At 72.3% G+C, this 15291-nt stretch carries 15 protein-coding genes; 3 read left to right on the top strand and 12 right to left on the bottom strand.

Features of this window, described 5'->3' with window-relative positions; genetic code table 11:
• Positions 1 to 94: 94 nt before the first annotated feature.
• The 3 genes from groES to H8R17_RS12565 form a co-directional block, all read right to left on the bottom strand.
• The gene (gene groES / locus H8R17_RS12575) at positions 95 to 403 is read right to left on the bottom strand and encodes a co-chaperone GroES (protein ID WP_187823247.1); all 309 of its coding nucleotides are present in this window, start codon (positions 401 to 403) and stop codon (positions 95 to 97) included.
• A 352-nt stretch (positions 404 to 755) separates the two neighbouring features.
• A complete protein-coding gene (locus H8R17_RS12570) occupies positions 756 to 1595 on the bottom strand; it encodes a polysaccharide deacetylase family protein (protein ID WP_187823311.1) in 840 nt (279 codons plus the stop codon).
• A 2-nt stretch (positions 1596 to 1597) separates the two neighbouring features.
• Positions 1598 to 2518, bottom strand: coding sequence for a polysaccharide deacetylase family protein (locus H8R17_RS12565; protein WP_187823246.1), 921 nt, complete (start codon positions 2516 to 2518; stop codon positions 1598 to 1600).
• A 90-nt stretch (positions 2519 to 2608) separates the two neighbouring features.
• Here H8R17_RS12565 and H8R17_RS12560 point away from each other — a divergent pair, with 90 nt between their 5' ends.
• A complete protein-coding gene (locus H8R17_RS12560) occupies positions 2609 to 3790 on the top strand; it encodes a THUMP-like domain-containing protein (protein WP_187823245.1) in 1182 nt (393 codons plus the stop codon).
• A 29-nt stretch (positions 3791 to 3819) separates the two neighbouring features.
• Here H8R17_RS12560 and H8R17_RS12555 read toward each other — a convergent pair whose 3' ends face one another.
• Both H8R17_RS12555 and H8R17_RS12550 read right to left on the bottom strand, forming a co-directional pair.
• Positions 3820 to 5085, bottom strand: coding sequence for an RNA polymerase sigma factor (locus H8R17_RS12555; RefSeq protein WP_316959380.1), 1266 nt, complete (start codon positions 5083 to 5085; stop codon positions 3820 to 3822).
• A 46-nt stretch (positions 5086 to 5131) separates the two neighbouring features.
• Positions 5132 to 5488 carry a YciI family protein gene (locus tag H8R17_RS12550; protein ID WP_187823244.1) on the bottom strand — a complete coding sequence of 119 codons (357 nt, stop codon included), beginning with the start codon at positions 5486 to 5488 and terminating at the stop codon, positions 5132 to 5134.
• 392 nt (positions 5489 to 5880) lie between these two features.
• Between H8R17_RS12550 and H8R17_RS12545 the strand changes: the two genes are divergently transcribed.
• Positions 5881 to 6408 carry a DUF6624 domain-containing protein gene (locus tag H8R17_RS12545; protein ID WP_187823243.1) on the top strand — a complete coding sequence of 176 codons (528 nt, stop codon included), beginning with the start codon at positions 5881 to 5883 and terminating at the stop codon, positions 6406 to 6408.
• A gap of 44 nt (positions 6409 to 6452) precedes the next feature.
• Here H8R17_RS12545 and H8R17_RS12540 read toward each other — a convergent pair whose 3' ends face one another.
• From H8R17_RS12540 to H8R17_RS12530, 3 genes are all read right to left on the bottom strand, one after another.
• Positions 6453 to 7508: an LCP family protein gene (locus tag H8R17_RS12540; RefSeq protein ID WP_187823242.1), complete on the bottom strand. Its 1056-nt coding sequence runs from the start codon at positions 7506 to 7508 to the stop codon at positions 6453 to 6455.
• Positions 7509 to 7593: 85 nt separating this feature from the next.
• On the bottom strand, positions 7594 to 8955 hold the full coding sequence (locus H8R17_RS12535; RefSeq protein ID WP_187823241.1) for an endo-1,4-beta-xylanase: 1362 nt from the start codon (positions 8953 to 8955) through the stop codon (positions 7594 to 7596).
• Positions 8956 to 9089: 134 nt separating this feature from the next.
• Positions 9090 to 10142, bottom strand: coding sequence for a LacI family DNA-binding transcriptional regulator (locus tag H8R17_RS12530; protein ID WP_187823240.1), 1053 nt, complete (start codon positions 10140 to 10142; stop codon positions 9090 to 9092).
• A 116-nt stretch (positions 10143 to 10258) separates the two neighbouring features.
• Here H8R17_RS12530 and H8R17_RS12525 point away from each other — a divergent pair, with 116 nt between their 5' ends.
• Entirely contained in the window at positions 10259 to 12577 is a 2319-nt protein-coding gene (locus H8R17_RS12525) for a glycoside hydrolase family 3 N-terminal domain-containing protein (RefSeq protein WP_187823239.1), read from the top strand.
• 64 nt (positions 12578 to 12641) lie between these two features.
• On the opposite strand, the gene H8R17_RS12520 is transcribed toward H8R17_RS12525, so the two are convergent.
• From H8R17_RS12520 to tsaB, 4 genes are read right to left on the bottom strand one after another with little or no spacing between them, the layout of a single operon-like run.
• Positions 12642 to 12905 (bottom strand): hypothetical protein, encoded by a 264-nt coding sequence (locus H8R17_RS12520; RefSeq protein ID WP_187823238.1) that lies wholly within the window; start codon positions 12903 to 12905, stop codon positions 12642 to 12644.
• Positions 12902 to 13987, bottom strand: coding sequence for a tRNA (adenosine(37)-N6)-threonylcarbamoyltransferase complex transferase subunit TsaD (gene tsaD, locus H8R17_RS12515; RefSeq protein ID WP_187823237.1), 1086 nt, complete (start codon positions 13985 to 13987; stop codon positions 12902 to 12904). Before tsaD ends, H8R17_RS12520 begins: the two co-directional genes overlap by 4 nt.
• Entirely contained in the window at positions 13980 to 14501 is a 522-nt protein-coding gene (rimI, locus tag H8R17_RS12510) for a ribosomal protein S18-alanine N-acetyltransferase (protein WP_187823309.1), read from the bottom strand. The genes tsaD and rimI overlap by 8 nt, the downstream gene beginning before the upstream one ends.
• Positions 14502 to 14530: 29 nt before the next feature.
• Positions 14531 to 15184, bottom strand: a complete 654-nt coding sequence (gene tsaB / locus H8R17_RS12505) for a tRNA (adenosine(37)-N6)-threonylcarbamoyltransferase complex dimerization subunit type 1 TsaB (RefSeq protein ID WP_187823236.1) — start codon at positions 15182 to 15184, stop codon at positions 14531 to 14533.
• Positions 15185 to 15291: the final 107 nt, after the last annotated feature.

Genomic DNA, 15291 nt, shown 5'->3' with positions numbered 1-15291 from the left:
CTGGGGTCAAATCACTGCGCCCCGGGCGCCCGGCTTCTTAACGCTCGCGGGGGCCAGGGGCGCAGTTCGGAAGCAGTAGGTGCTTCGGGGTGACTTACTTCTCGACGATCGCGAGCACGTCGCGGGCCGAGAGGACGAGGTACTCCTCGTTGTTGTACTTCACCTCGGTGCCGCCGTACTTGCTGTAGAGCACGACGTCACCGACCTTGACGTCGAGCTCGATGCGCTTGCCGTCCTCGAAGCGGCCCGGGCCCACGGCCAGGACGACGCCCTCCTGGGGCTTCTCCTTGGCGGTGTCCGGAATGACCAGGCCAGAGGCCGTGGTCTGCTCGGCGTCCAGCGGCTGGACCACGATGCGGTCCTCAAGCGGCTTGATGGCAACCTTGGAGCTGGCGGTCGTCACGATCCGACCTCCCCCTTCGGAGATCTCACGGGGTTAACTGTCTGAGGTGGCGACCAGGTCGATCCGTCGTCGCGGGTGCCGGACCTGCCCGTCGCTGTGTTGGCACTCTCCTCTGTCGAGTGCCAGAGCCGAGACTATGACTGCGATTAGCACTCGGTCAAGCGGAGTGCCAATTACCGTGCTGCGTCTTGGCCGGGGGTTTGCTGTCGGCGTACGTCTGCGCAGGTGCGCTGCGTTGCGGTGACCGTTCTGGGGGCTGCCGCCCCCAGAACCCCACTGTCGGCCTTCGGCCTCGTCCTCAGACGCCGGACAGGCCGAGATGTGGCTGATGCGCGGTCCGGGCGTCGAGGAGTTACAGGTAATCCTCCAGTCGGCCCACTCTCAGCCCCCGCTCCTCGATCTTCCGCAGGACCCGTTCCGTTCGTTTCTCGAGGGACAGGCCCGTCGGGTTGTCCGGGTCCACGGCGATGATGTCGCCGGGGCGCAGGCGGGGCCGGCCATGGGTGTAGGTCAGGTCGCCGCCGAGCGTCACGGATGCGCGCCACAGGACGACCGTTGCGATGCCGCAGTCGGCGGCGGCCCGCAGGGTCGTCGTGTCGTACCTGCCGTAGGGCGGGCGGAAGAGGGTGGGGCGGATGCCGAAGCGGGCCTTGAGCTTGTGCTGCTGGCCGCAGATCTCGGCGCGCTGGCCGGCGTAGGGCAGGCCGCGCAGGGCGCGATGGTCGAGTGTGTGGTTCTGCAGGCTCGCGCCGACCGAGCGCAGGCGCGCGAAGTGGCCGTACGCCGGTCCCACCACGCTGTCGGTGAGGAACATGGTGACCGGCAGCTTCCGCACACGGACCAGGTCGATGAAGCGGGGGTCCCGTTCGGCGCCGTCGTCGTAGGTGAGGAAGACGACCTTGTCGCGGGTCGGGATGTGGTCCACGACGGGCGGGAGGCCCGCGGTCCGCGCCCCCTCCGAACCCTGCGCGCGTCCGTCCTCGGCCCGCCTCGCCCTCTGCGCCACACCATCGGCACGCCCCTCCTCCTCGGCCGTGCCAACGGCTCGCCTCTCCTGCCCCGCCTCCTGCGACACCCGCTGCTCTGCCGCCGCCTCCCCGCCCGATTGCTCCAGCGGCCCCGCGGACCGGGCGGCGCAGCCGGTCAGCAGGAGTGCCGCCGCCACCGCTCCGGCGGTCGCCGCCCTCCGCAGGGTCACAGGTAGTCCTCCAGCCGGGCCACCGCGTACCCCTCGGCCGTGACCTTGTCCAGGAAGCGGCGGATCATGTCGGGCATCGTGCCCTTCCAGGCGTCCCGGCCCCGGAAGTGACTGAGGACGATGTCGCCGGGGCGCAGCTCGCGGTCCCACTCGCGGTACTCCCAGCGGTCGGCGAAGACCTCCTCGTTCCACAGGGGCGCGTACCGGATACCGCAGGACTTGGCGGCGATGAGGGTGTCCCGGTCGTAGTTGCCGAAGGGCGGCCGGAACAGCACCGGGCGCTTGCCGTAGCGCCGCTCGATGACGTTCTGCATGCCGCAGATCTCGCGCTTCTGGCGGGCGTACGACAGGGCGGGCAGGTAGGGGTGGTGGAGGGTGTGGTTGTTCAGGCCGGCTCCCCTGTCCTGCATCTTCTCGAAGTAGCCGTAGTCCTCCTTGATCAGGTAGTTGCTGAGGAAGGCCGTGTAGGGGATCTTCAGCTCGCTCATCATGCGCAGGAACGCCGGGTCCTTCTCGGCGCCGTCGTCGATGGTGAGGAAGACGACCTTGTCGCGGGTGGGGACGGTGGTGAAGACCGGCGGGAGGTTGCGTTCCCGGTGGCCGTCCACCTCGAAGCCCTTGCGGGTCTTGATCCGCGGTTTCCTGGCGGGCGGCGGCGGGGCCGTCAGCGGCACGCGCTTCAGGTCCCAGCGCTTGGCGGCGGCAACCCGTGCGGCGTGCGCCGCGCGCAGTCTCGCGGCGTACGCGTCGAGCGCGCGGGCAGCGGGCGCCTTGAGGTTCTGCTGACCGGCGGCCGGGCGTACGCCGGAGGCGTCGCCCTGGGCGCAGCCGGCGGCGAGGGCGGCGACGGCAAGACCGCCACAGAATCCCTTCACCCGAAGAGCCCGGCTTTTGTCATTTTGTCCCACGAATCCCATGGCGCCGGATCCTCGCAGGACACGGCCCCGCATCCGGTCCGACACCGCCACCCCAGGCGCGCCATCCACCGACTGGCCCACAATGACCCCGTGAACGACCTCGACCTCCTCCTCACCCCCGAAGGCCGCGCCCTGCTCGACGAGGTGCGCGGCACCGACCCCACGCGGGAACTCGCCGTCGCCACCCGGCTGCGCCGCGAGCACCCCGCCGAGGTGGTGTCGGCGGCCCTCGGCCAGGCGCGGCTGCGGCAGCGGGCGGCGGCCAAGTTCGGGGCGGCGGACGCGGAGCGGATGTTCTTCACGCCGAACGGCGTCGAGCAGTCGACGCGGGCGAGCGTCGCCGCCTACCGCGCGCGGCGGATGAGGGACCTCGGCGTCGCCTCCGTCGCCGACCTGTGCTGCGGCATCGGCGGGGACGCGATCGCGCTGGCGCGGGCCGGGATCCGGGTCCTCGCCGTGGACCGGGACCCGCAGACCGCCGCGGTGGCCTGCGCGAACGCCGACGCGCTGGATCTCGCCGGTCTGATCGAGGTGCGGGAGGCGGACGTCACCCAGATCGACACCGCCGGCTACGACGCCGTCTTCGTCGACCCGGCACGGCGCGGCGGGCGGGGCCGGATCTTCGACCCGGAGGCCTACTCGCCGCCCCTGTCCTGGGCGGTCGAGGCCGCTCGTACGGCACGCCGCGCCGCCGCCCTCAAGATCGCGCCCGGCATCCCGCACGAGACGGTGCCCGCTGACGCCGAGGCCGAGTGGATCTCGGACGGCGGGGATGTGAAGGAGGCGGTGCTGTGGTTCGGCACCGAGCCGGGCGCCGTCCGCGCGACCCTGCTGCCCGGCCCGCACACCCTGCTCTCCCGCCGCCTCCCCGACCCGCGGGTGCGCCCGCCCGGCCGCTACCTGTACGAGCCCGACGGCGCCGTCATCCGCGCCCATCTCGTCGCCGAGGTGGCCGAGCAGGTCGGCGGCGGGCTGCTCGACGCGACCATCGCGTACATCACGGGGGACGCGCTGCGGCCGACGCCGTACGCGACCGCGTACGAGATCACCGATCACCTCCCGTTCAACGTCAAGAAGCTGAAGGCGCTGCTGCGGGAGCGGGAGGTCGGCACCCTGACCGTGAAGAAGCGGGGCTCGGCGGTCGAGCCGGAAGAGCTGCGGCGGAAGGTCCTGCCCAAGCCGCACGGCAAGCCGCAGGGCCCTCACTCCGCGACGGTCTTCCTCACCCGAGTGGCGGGGGCACCGACGATGCTCATCGGGCACCCGGTCTGATGCACCCGGTCTGACGCACCCGGGTCGGCTCAGGTGGCTTCCGCCGCCCGGCGCAGCAGCAGCTCCCGCTCGCGTTCGTTCCGCGCGAGCGAGGCCGCGCGTTCGAACTCCGCCCGCGCCTGCGCCGTACGCCCCAGCCGGGCCAGCAGATCGCCCCGCACGCTGGGCAGCAGGTGGTAGTCGGCGAGAGCGGGCTCGGCGGCGAGGGCGTCGACGATCTCCAGGGCCGGTTCGGGTCCGTCCACCATGGAGACGGCCACCGCGCGGTTCAGCTCCACGACCGGCGAAGGGGCGCGGGCCGCGAGCAGGCCGTACAGCGTCGCGATCCGGCCCCAGTCGGTCTCGTCGTAGGAGTACGCGTGCGCGTGGCAGGCGGCGATCGCGGCCTGGAGGGTGTACGGGCCGGGAGCACCGCAGGCCGTGGCCTCGGCGCGGCCAAGGGCGGCGATGCCGCGGGCGATGAGCATGCGGTTCCAGCGGCCGCGGTTCTGGTCCCTGAGGAGGACCGGTTCGCCGTGCGGGCCCGTGCGGGCGACGGCGCGGGACGCCTGGAGTTCGAGAAGCGCGGTCAGGCCGTGCACCTCGGGCTCCTTCGGCATCAGGCCGGACAGCACGCGGGCCAGCCGCAGCGCGTCCTCGCACAGCGCCGGACGCAGCCAGTCGTCGCCTGTGGTGGCGGCGTATCCCTCGTTGAAGATCAGGTAGATGACGTCGAGAACCGACCCGAGGCGGGCCTCGCGGTCGGGTCCGTACGGCACCTCGAAGGCGACGTTCTTCGTCGCCAGCGTCCGTTTCGCCCGCACGATCCGCTGCGCGACCGTCGGTTCCGGCACCAGGAAGGCGCGGGCGATCTCGGCGGTGGTCAGACCGCCGAGCAGGCGCAGGGTGAGGGCGATGCGGGCCTCGGCGGACAGGACCGGGTGGCAGGCGGTGAAGACCAGGCGGAGCAGGTCGTCGTCGATGCCGTCGGGGTCGGCGGGCTCCTCCGGCTCCGCCACCGCAGACAGGTCCCGGCCGATCTCCTGGAGCTTGCGGGAGTAGTTCTCGCGGCGCCGGATCAGGTCGACGGCGCGGCGGCGGGCGGTGGCCATGAGCCAGGCGCCCGGGTTTCCGGGCACGCCGTCCCGCGGCCACTGCTCCAGCGCGGCGACCAGAGCGTCCTGCGCGAGTTCCTCGGCGATACCGACGTCACGGACGATGCGGGCGACGCCCGCGATGATCCGCGGGGCCTCCATGCGGAAGACGGTCTCGACAGCGGTACGCGGGTCGGGGCCTGCGGTGGGCTGCGGGGTCACAGCCCACCATCAGACACCCTCAGAGGGGACAGGCCAAGGAAACCGCTCAGCCCTCGGCGATCTCCCGCACCTCGGCCGTGATCGTCCAGTAGTCCTCGTGCAGCGACAGGAACCGCTTGGTCCACTCGATCGCCTCGGCCTTGTCCTTGCACTGCGAGATCGAGTAGCCGCCGATGACCTCCTTGGACTCGGTGAACGGCCCGTCGGTGACGGACAGCTTCCCGCCCTCCCAGTGCACCCGGCTGCCCTCCGCGGTCGGGTGCAGTCCGGCCGTGTCGAGCATGACCCCGGCCTTGGTGATCTCCTCCAGCAGCTTGCCCATGCGCTCCTGGAGCTCCGGGCTCGGGCCCTCGGCGGGGGCGTTCTTCTCGTCGATGCGGATCATGGTGAGAAAGCGCGGCATGGTGACTCCTGGGGATCGGTGACCGGGTGCTTCCCGGCCTCTCACCCCTGCGTCGATCGGGAGACCGCCGGATCGACATGCTCGCCGGAATTCTTCGAAGTTTTTCTCCGGTCGGTGTTTCCGCAGGTGAGGACCCCCGGGCGCCGGTCACCCACCGGCCCGGCGGCACGCAGCTCATCCGCGGGAACAGCCCGCCGTACGACCGCGAGTACCAGCATGACGCACGCCAGCCGACGCGAAAGTGGCGCCTGCCGCGCTTCGGGCGACGACGTCACTTTCGCAACAGGCCCTGGTTCTCAGCGGGTTGGATCAATTCTGACCCAGGCCGGGGCCCGATGTCACCAGCCTCCGGAATGATCTTTGTGTCCCGTATGCGGCCTAGGGTGATGGCCATGACCCACGACCCCCTCGAACCCCCAGCCCTGTCCGCCCTGTCCGCCGAACTCACCGCCATGGCCGAGGCCGATCACGCGGCGGCCGTGCGCCACGGCACCAGTGACGACCCGGCCGACCAGCTCGCCTGGCGGCGGCTGACCGCGCGGCACGGTGACCGGCTCGACGAGATCATGGACACGTACTGCTGGCCGGCCGCCGACCTGGTCGGCCCGGACGCCGCCCGCGCGGCCTGGCTGATCGCCCAGCACGCGGACCGCCAGCTCGGCGTGCAGCGACGTGCGCTGCGGCTGCTGGAACAGGCGGTGGCCGACGGCCGGGCGAGCGCACGCGACCTGGCCTTCCTGCGCGACCGCACGCTCGTCAACGAGGGCCGCGAGCAGATCTACGGCACGCAGATCGCCGGCGTGCGCGACGGACAGCCGGTGCCGTGGCCCTGCCGGGAGCCCGGCCGGGTGGACGAGCTGCGCGCCGAGGTCGGCATCGAGCCGTTCGCCGAGTACACGGCGAAGCACGCGCCGTCCTGACCGCCGTACCCACCACAACACCCCGCAGGCACCCCCTCACCACCTCACCGCAACGACTCCCACAACTCCCGCGCCTCCCCCTCCCGGACCACCACCCGGTTCCGATCCCACGGCGCCTGCGCCACCGGCATCGTCACCGTCCGCACCGCCTCCGCCGACAGCCCCCGCAGGCTCTGGCCGAGGCTCAGCTCGGGCAGGGAGTCCAGCCCGGTGTCGGTCGTGAGGCTGCCGGTCACCGCGTCCGCCACCCGGTACAGCCGGGCCGGGTCGGTGAGCAGGTCGGTCGCGGAGATCTGGGTCAGCAGTGCCTTCACCAGCTGCTGTTGCAGACCTATGCGGGCGAGATCGCTGCCGCCGCCGATGCCGTACCGGGTGCGGGCCAGGCCCAGTGCCTGCGTGCCGTTCAGATGGTGGGTGCCCGCCTCCAGGCGCAGATGGCTCTTGTCATCGTCGATGTCCTGCGCCGTGCTGACGGTGACCCCGCCGAGCGCGTCCACCAGCTTGGCGAAGCCGGAGAAGTCGATCTCCATGTAGTGGTCCATGCGGAGGCCGGTGAGTGTCTCGACCGTCTTCACCGCGCACACGGGCCCGCCCACCGCGTACGCGTTGTTGAACATCGCGTTGTACGCCACCCGCGTCGACCCCCCGGACGGCCGCGGGCAGGACGGGCGCGTGACCAGCGTGTCGCGCGGGATGCTGACCACGGTGGCGCGCTCCCGGCCGGGCTCCACGTGCACGACCATCGCCGTGTCGGACCGCGCACCGCTGCTGTCCCCGCCGCCCAGCTCCTGGTTCTCCGCGCCGCTGCGCGAGTCCGAGCCCAGGACCAGGATGTTCAGGGCGTCGGTCGGCTGCGCATCGGCGGCCGTGGGCGACGGCGCCGGCCGGGCCGGTCGGTTGTCGCCGAGCGCGCTGTTGATGTCGACGCTCTTGATGTTGCCGTTGAGCTGCCAGTAGGCCCAGCCGGCCGCCCCGGCACCCAGCACCAGTACGCACGCCAGGGTGAGGCCGGCGGCCGTCAGGAACCTCGGCCGCCGGCCCGCTCGTCTGCCCTCGTCCCCGGTCGCCTCGTGCCCGCCGTTCCCGTCGTGTCCCGTCACAAGACAGGAACGTAAGTCCGAATTGTTACGAGCGGCGACGTCAGGACAGTTTTCTTCGGGGATTCTCAGATTCCGCCGCCCCGGCTCACCCCAGAGTCACCGTGGGCACCGGATTGCTCCCGTTCCACCAGGCGTTGAAGCCGAACGTCACCGAACCGCCGTCCGGCACCGACCCGTTCCACGCCGCGTTCGTGCAACTCACCGTCGTCCCCGACTGCGTGCACGTCGCGTTCCACGCCTGCGTGATCCGCTGCCCCGCACCGAATGTCCAGTCCGCCTTCCAGGACGACAGCGAGGCCCCGGCGCAGGCGATCCGCACCTGCCCGGTTAAGCCGGTGTTCCACTGGCTGCCGACGCTGTACGTCGCCGTGCACCCCTCGGTGGGCTGACCGGTACCGCCACCGAGCGCCTGGGCGATCGCGTGGTAGGCCGGTTTCGGGTTGTAGTTCTCGTCGTACGGCGTCGCCGCGCCCTGCCCCGGGAAGGTGCCAGGGATCCAGGAATCGGAGTCGGTGAACCCCCAGACGGTGACGCCGGTGCAGCGGGACACGGCGAGGCAGGCGTTCATGACCGCCTTGTAGTCGGCGGCCTGCTGGGTCAGCTTGGCCTGGGTCGCCGGCAGCTGCATCCGGATGTCAAGCTCGGTGATCGCCACGTCGATGCCCAGGTCGGCGAAGCGCTGGATGTTCTGCTGCATGGTCGACGGGTACTGACCGACGATCAGGTGCGCCTGGAGACCGACGCCGTCGATGGGGACGCCGCGCTCCTTCAGGGACTTGACCAGGTTGTAGAGAGCCGTGCTCTTCGCGTTGACGCCCTCGACGTTGTAGTCGTTGATGTACAGCTCGGCGGCCGGGTCGGCGGCGCGGGCGGCGGTCAGGGCGCGGGCGATGTAGTCGGTGCCGAGGCCGTTGTACCAGAGGGTCTGGCGGTAGGTGCCGTCCTCGTTGAAGGGCTCGTTGACCACGTCCCAGGCGGCCACCCGGCCCTTGTAGCGGCCGACTTCGAGGGCGATGTGGTCGTCCATCAGCCGGCCCAGTTCGGCCGGCGTCCAGTTGCCGTTGTCCAGCCAGCCCGGGTTCTGGCTGTGCCAGACGAGGGTGTGGCCGCGCACCTCCTGGCCGTGCGCCTCGGCGAAGTCGACGATCTGGTCGGCCTCCGCCCAGTTGAAGCTGCCGCGGGCCGGCTCGACCGAGCCCCACTTCATCGCGTTGCCGGGGGTGAGCCAGTTGAACTCGCGGCCCGCGATCTCGCCGTAGGTGCCAGTGAGTTTGGATCCGGTGACCGCCGTGCCCATGACCTTGCCCTTGGCCTCGGCGAGGTCGCGCAGCGGCGGGCCGGCGGCGTGGGCGGTGGCCGTACCCGCGGCGAGCAGGGCGCCGAGGGTGGCGGCTCCGGCGAACAGGGCGGTGAGACGTGACCGTACAGAGGATCTGGAGGTTCTCATTGCGGGCTCCTCCGAAAGTTTCGGCCGTGCAACCGATTGACTTCGGTGGAGTGTGAAGGGGCCCGCCTCACCCGTCAACACGGCAACTTCCAGCCACGCAGAGCCACCTGGCACGCGGCCGACGCCACCACCCCTCAGGGCCTGGCCGGCGCCGCCGTACTGCTGCGCACCACCAGGCTGGTCGCCAGCTCCACCCGCGTGGCGGCCGGCGTAGCCTCCTCGCGCCCGAGGTCGAGCACCAGCTTGGCCGCGGCCTCGGCCATCTCCGTCAGCGGCTGCCGTACGGTCGTCAGCGGCGGCCCCACCCAGCGGGCCACCGGCAGGTCGTCGAAGCCGACCACGCTCACGTCCCCGGGGATGCGCAGCCCCACCTCGCGGGCGGCCTCGTAGCAGCCGAGCGCCTGGAGGTCGTTGCCGGCGAAGACCGCGGTGGGCCGCTCCTCGCGGCGCAGCAGGGCGAGGCCCTGCCGGTAGCCGGCCTCGTGGTGGAAGTCGCCGGTGCGGACCAGCTCGGGGTCGACCGGCAGCCCGGCGGTCTCCAGGGCGGCCCGGTAGCCGTCGATGCGCGCCCGGCTGCACATCATCTGCGACGGCCCCGTGATCGCACCGATCCTGCGGTGCCCCAGCTCGACCAGATGCCGGGTGGCTGCGAGACCGCCCTGCCAGTTGGTGGCGCCGATGGACGGCACGTCGGCACCCGGGTCGCCGGCCGGGTCCATCACCACGAACGGGATGGACCGGCTGGTCAGCAGCGCCCGCTGGGACTCGTCGAGCCCGGACAGCACGAGGATCACCCCGTGCGGCCGGCGCGCGGCGACCTGGTCGGCCCAGGTGCGCCCCGGCGTGAGCCGCCCCGCGCTCTCGGACAGCACGACGCTCAGGCCCGCGTCCCGGGCCACGTTCTCCACACCCCGGATGACCTCCATCGCCCAGGCGCTCTCCAGTTCGTGGAAGACCAGGTCGATCAGGGGGGAGCGGGTCGCCTCGGCGCGGCGGCGCCGGTAGCCGTGGGCGCGCAGCAGCTCCTCGACGCGGGCGCGGGTGGCCGGGGCGACGTCGGCCCGGCCGTTGAGGACCTTCGAAACAGTCGGTGCCGACACGCCGGCCTCTCGGGCGATCTCGGCAAGCGTCGCGGTCTGCGCAGTGCGCCCTTGCGTCCGGGTTTCAGCGGGCTGCGGGGATGTCATGCGGGCGATCGTATCCCTGCATACCCCCTTGACGAACCCCTTGCGGCACCATACGTTCCCGGAACATTCGAAGCGCAGCTCGAAACATTCGCCGCGCCTCCACCGACAGGAGTTACATGACCACCGCCCCGTGGCGCGACCCGTCCCTGCCCGCCTCCGCCCGCGTCGACGACCTGCTCTCCCGGATGACCCTGGAGGAGAAGACCGCCCAGCTCTACGGCGTGTGGGTGGGCGCCGAAACGGACGGCGGCGATGTCGCCCCGCACCAGCACGAAATGACCGCCGGCTCCACCGACGACGAATGGGCCGAGCTGATCGCCCAGGGTCTGGGCCAGCTCACCCGCCCCTTCGGCACCGCCCCCGTGGACCCGGCGCTCGGCGCGCAGGCACTGGCGCGCGCACAGCGCCGCATCAGCGAGGCCGGCCGCTTCGGCATCCCCGCGCTCGCCCACGAGGAGTGCCTGGCCGGCTTCACCGCCTGGCGGGCCACCGCTTACCCCGTCCCGCTGGCCTGGGGCGCGACCTTCGACCCGCCGCTGGTCGAGGAGATGGCCCGGCACATCGGCCGCGACCTGCGCTCGGTCGGCGTCCACCAGGGCCTCGCGCCCGTCCTGGACGTCGTACGGGATCCGCGCTGGGGCCGGGTGGAGGAGACGATCGGCGAGGACCCGTACCTGGTCGGCACGATCGGGGCCGCGTATGTGCGGGGCCTGGAGTCGGCCGGGGTCGTGGCCACGCTGAAGCACTTCGCCGGGTACTCCTCGTCGGCCGGCGCCCGAAACCTGGCGCCCGTGCGCGCCGGGATCCGCGAGTTCGCCGACGTGACCCTGCCGCCGTTCGAGCTGGCGCTGCGCGAGGGCGGGGCGCGGTCGGTGATGGCGGCGTACAACGACATCGACGGCGTCCCGGCCTCCGCGGACCCGTCCCTGCTGACCGGGCTGCTGCGCGAGCAGTGGGGCTTCACCGGCACGGTGGTGTCCGACTACTTCGGCATCGGCTTCCTGCAGACCCTGCACCGCGTCGCCGGCACCCCGGCCGAGGCCGCGCACGCGGCGCTCACCGCCGGCATCGACGTGGAGCTGCCCACCCGCAAGTGCTACGGCAGGCCGCTGCTGGAGGCGGTCCGGGCGGACGAGATCCCGGTGGACGTGGTGGACCGCGCGGCCCGCCGCGTGCTGCTCCAGAAGTGCGAGCTGGGCCTGCTCGACGAGGACTGGACGCCCGAGCCCGCAGGCCCGATCGACCTGGACTCGACGGCGAACCGCGCCCTGGCCCGCCGCCTGGCCGAGAAGTCGGTGGTCCTGCTGGACAACCCGGACGGCCTGCTCCCGCTGGCCCCCGACACCCGGGTCGCGGTCGTCGGACCGCGGGCGGCCGACGCGCTGGCCATGCTGGGCTGCTACTCCTTCCCGTCCCATGTCCTCCCCCACCACCCCGACGTGCCGGCGGGCCTCGAGATCCCGACGCTCCTGGAGGCGCTGCGCACCGAACTCCCCGATGCCAAGGTGACGTTCGCCGAGGGCTGCGACACCTCCGACCCGGACACCGCGGGCTTCGAGGAGGCCGTCGCCCGCACCGCCGAGGCGGACGTGTGCGTGGCCGTGCTCGGCGACCGCGCGGGCCTGTTCGGCCGCGGCACCTCCGGCGAGGGCTGCGACGCGACGGACCTGCGGCTGCCGGGCGTCCAGGGTGCGCTGCTGGACGCGCTGGTGGCGACGGGCGTCCCGGTGGTGCTGGTGCTGCTCACGGGTCGGCCGTACGCGCTGGGCCGCTGGCACGGGCGGCTGGCCGCGGTCGTCCAGGCGTTCTTCCCGGGGGAGGAGGGCGGCCCGGCGGTCGCGGGAGTGCTGTCGGGCCGCGTGAACCCCTCGGGCCGCCTCCCGGTGAGCGTCCCGCACGTCCCCGGCGGCCAGCCCTGGACCTACCTCCAGCCGCCCCTGGGCCTGGCGGGCGAGGTCAGCAACCTCGATCCCACGCCGCTGTACGCCTTCGGCCACGGCCGCTCGTACACGACGTTCGCCTGGGAGGACATCACCGGCGGTGAGCGCGCGGAGCTCGGCACGGACGGCTCGTACGACCTCTCGGTGACCGTCCGCAACACCGGCGGCCGCGAGGGCGCGGAGGTCGTCCAGCTGTACCTGCACGACCCGGTGGCCTCCGTCACCCGCCCCGACGTACGCCTGATCGGCTACCAGCGCGTGGAGCTGGCGCCGGGTCGGGCGAGCCGGGTGACGTTCCGCTTCCATGCGGATCTTTCGTCCTTCAGTGGCCGTTCCGGCCAAAAAGTGGTCGAACCGGGCGCACTGGAACTACGGTTGGGGGTGTCCAGCGCGGACGTACGGCACGCGGCCCGGCTGAACCTCACAGGACCGGTACGGGAGTTGGGCCCGGACCGCAGGGTGCGCTGCGAGACGGAGGTGTCGGACGTGGAGTGACCGGCGCCCGGGGGGCACGGGGGTGCCGATAAGCTGGTACGTCCATTTCGAGACTTCACGCCGGTCATCCGACGCCCACCGACTCGAACCTCCATCTATGAACCGCGCGTGTGACCAAATCACCGTCCGGCTCGGGTAGTTCGGGCAACTCGGCATCGTAAGGGGCGTCCCACCAGGTGATGACCAGCACCCGGTCCTGCGGGGCACGGAACGTCTCCCGGCGCAGGGGCTGCTCGGTCAGTTCGTGCGCCCGCGCCCGCGCCCAGGCCAGCAGCTCCTCGCCCCGGCCGGCCACCGCCCGTGCCTCCCACATCAGCGCGACCGTCACGAGTACAGGTTCTCCTTGCTGACCTCGTGGACGTGGTCGTGCGCCGGCACGTGCGGCTCCGTCACCGGCAGCGACGAGTCCGCCGACAGGTCCCAGCTCGACGCGGGCCGGTTCCGGGCGACCATCTCCGCGCCGAGGGCGGCCACCATCGCGCCGTTGTCGGTGCACAGCTTGGGACGCGGCACCCGCAGCCGGATCCCGGCGGCCTCGCAGCGGTCCTGGGCCAGCACCCGCAGCCGGGAGTTGGCGGCCACGCCGCCGCCGATCATCAGGTGGTCGACGCCCTCGTCCTTGCAGGCGCGCACCGCCTTGCGGGTCAGCACGTCCACGACCGCCTCCTGGAAGGAGGCCGCCACGTCCCGCACCGGCACCTCCTCCCCCGCCGCCCGCTTCGCCTCGATCCAGCGGGCCACGGCCGTCTTCAGACCGGAGAAGGAGAAGTCGTACGCCGGGTCGCGCGGCCCGGTCAGCCCGCGCGGGAACGTGATCGCGTCCGGGTCGCCCTCGCGCGCGTACCGGTCGATGACCGGGCCGCCGGGGAAGCCCAGGTTCAGCACGCGGGCGATCTTGTCGAAGGCCTCGCCGGCCGCGTCGTCGATGGTCGCGCCCATCGGCCGGACGTCCGAGGTGATGTCGGAGGACAGCAGCAACGAGGAGTGGCCGCCGGACACCAGCAGCGCCATCGTCGGCTCCGGCAGGCTGCCGTGCTCCAGCTGGTCCACGCAGATGTGCGAGGCGAGGTGGTTGACGCCGTACAGCGGCTTGCCGAGCGCGTAGGCGTACGACTTCGCCGCCGAGACCCCGACCAGCAGGGCGCCGGCGAGCCCGGGACCGGCGGTGACGGCGATGCCGTCGAGGTCCCGCACCGAGACGCCGGCCTCCTTGAGCGCGCGGTCGATGGTCGGCACCATCGCCTCCAGGTGGGCCCGCGAGGCGACCTCCGGCACGACCCCGCCGAAGCGGGCGTGCTCGTCGACGCTGGAGGCGACGGCGTCCGCCAGCAGGGTGGTGCCGCGGACGATGCCGACGCCGGTCTCGTCGCAGGAGGTCTCGATCCCCAGGACCAGGGGTTCGTCAGCCATGGATGTCGGTTCCTTGTACGGAGTTCTCGGGGGCGGTCTCAGGGGCGGTCTCGGGGGCGGTAAGGCGCATCACCAGGGCGTCCACGTTGCCCGGCTGGTAGTAGCCGCGCCGGAAGCCGATGGGCTCGAAGCCGAAGCGCTCGTACAGCTTCTGGGCGCGGATGTTGTCGATCCGGCACTCGAGCATGACCTCGGCGCACTCGAAGGCGGTCGCGGCCTTCAGCAGCTCGGTCAGCAGCCGCCCGCCGAGGCCGGTGCCCCAGTGGTCGCGGGCGACGGCGACGGTCTGGATGTCGGCGACCGCGGCGGAGCGGCTGTCGGATGCAGTGCCGGAGGCGGCGACTCCCGCGTACCCCACCACGCGGCTGCCCTGCTCGGCGACGAGGTAGCGGCGGGTCGCCGCCGGCCCGCGCGCATGGGCCAGCTCGGACCAGAACATCCCCCGCGACCAGGCGTCCTCGGGGAACAGGATCCGCTCCAGTTCCAGCACGGGATCGATGTCCCACCAGCGCATCTCACGCAGTACGACAGGCACGGAGTCGGTCACTTCGGGGTGACCACCTTGTAGTTCTTGGGGACCTGGGCGTCGGGCCGGCGCAGGTACAGCGGCCGGGGCGCGGGCAGTTCCTCGCCGGCTGCGAGCTTCTCGGCGGCCAGGCGGGCGAGGGCGGCGGCGGACACGTGCTCGGGCTCGTGCGCCTGCGGGAAGGCGTCCGGGTACAGCAGCGCGCCCGCGCCGACCGTGGGCAGGCCTCTGACCTGGCCGGCGACGGCGTCGGGGCGGTCGACGGCCGGGTCGGTGACGCGGGTGCGGGAGTCGGCGTAGCGGGCCCAGTAGACCTCCTTGCGCCGGGCGTCGGTCACCACGGCGAAGGGGCCCGGAAGGTCGGCCGCGTACGCCAGCCCGTCCAGCGTGCACACACCGTGCACGGGCACGCCGAGCGCGAGCCCGAAGGTCTCCGCGGTCATCAGGCCGACGCGCAGCCCGGTGTACGGGCCGGGACCGGTTCCGGCGACGACGCCGGTGACGGCGTCGAGCTTCAGCCCGGACTCGGCGAGGACCCGGTCCACGGCCGGGAGCAGCAGCTCGCCGTGCCGGCGCGCGTCCACCTGGCTCGACGAGGCGATGACGTCCCGGCCGTCGTACAGCGCGACGGTGACGGCGGGGGTGGCGGTATCCAGAGCGAGCAAGAGCACGCAAACAGCCTACGGCTCATCGGGGCCCGTGTCGGACCTCCCGGCCGGGAGGTCACCTGCTGCTACCGTCGCGGCAGACCAGGACGTACGACGCGGAGGTGGGCGAC

The organism is Streptomyces sp. TRM68367 (genome assembly GCF_014495685.1).
Classification (GTDB): domain Bacteria; phylum Actinomycetota; class Actinomycetes; order Streptomycetales; family Streptomycetaceae; genus Streptomyces.
The sequence above is the reverse complement of the archived record's forward strand: the minus strand, read 5'-3'. Positions and strand labels throughout refer to the sequence as shown.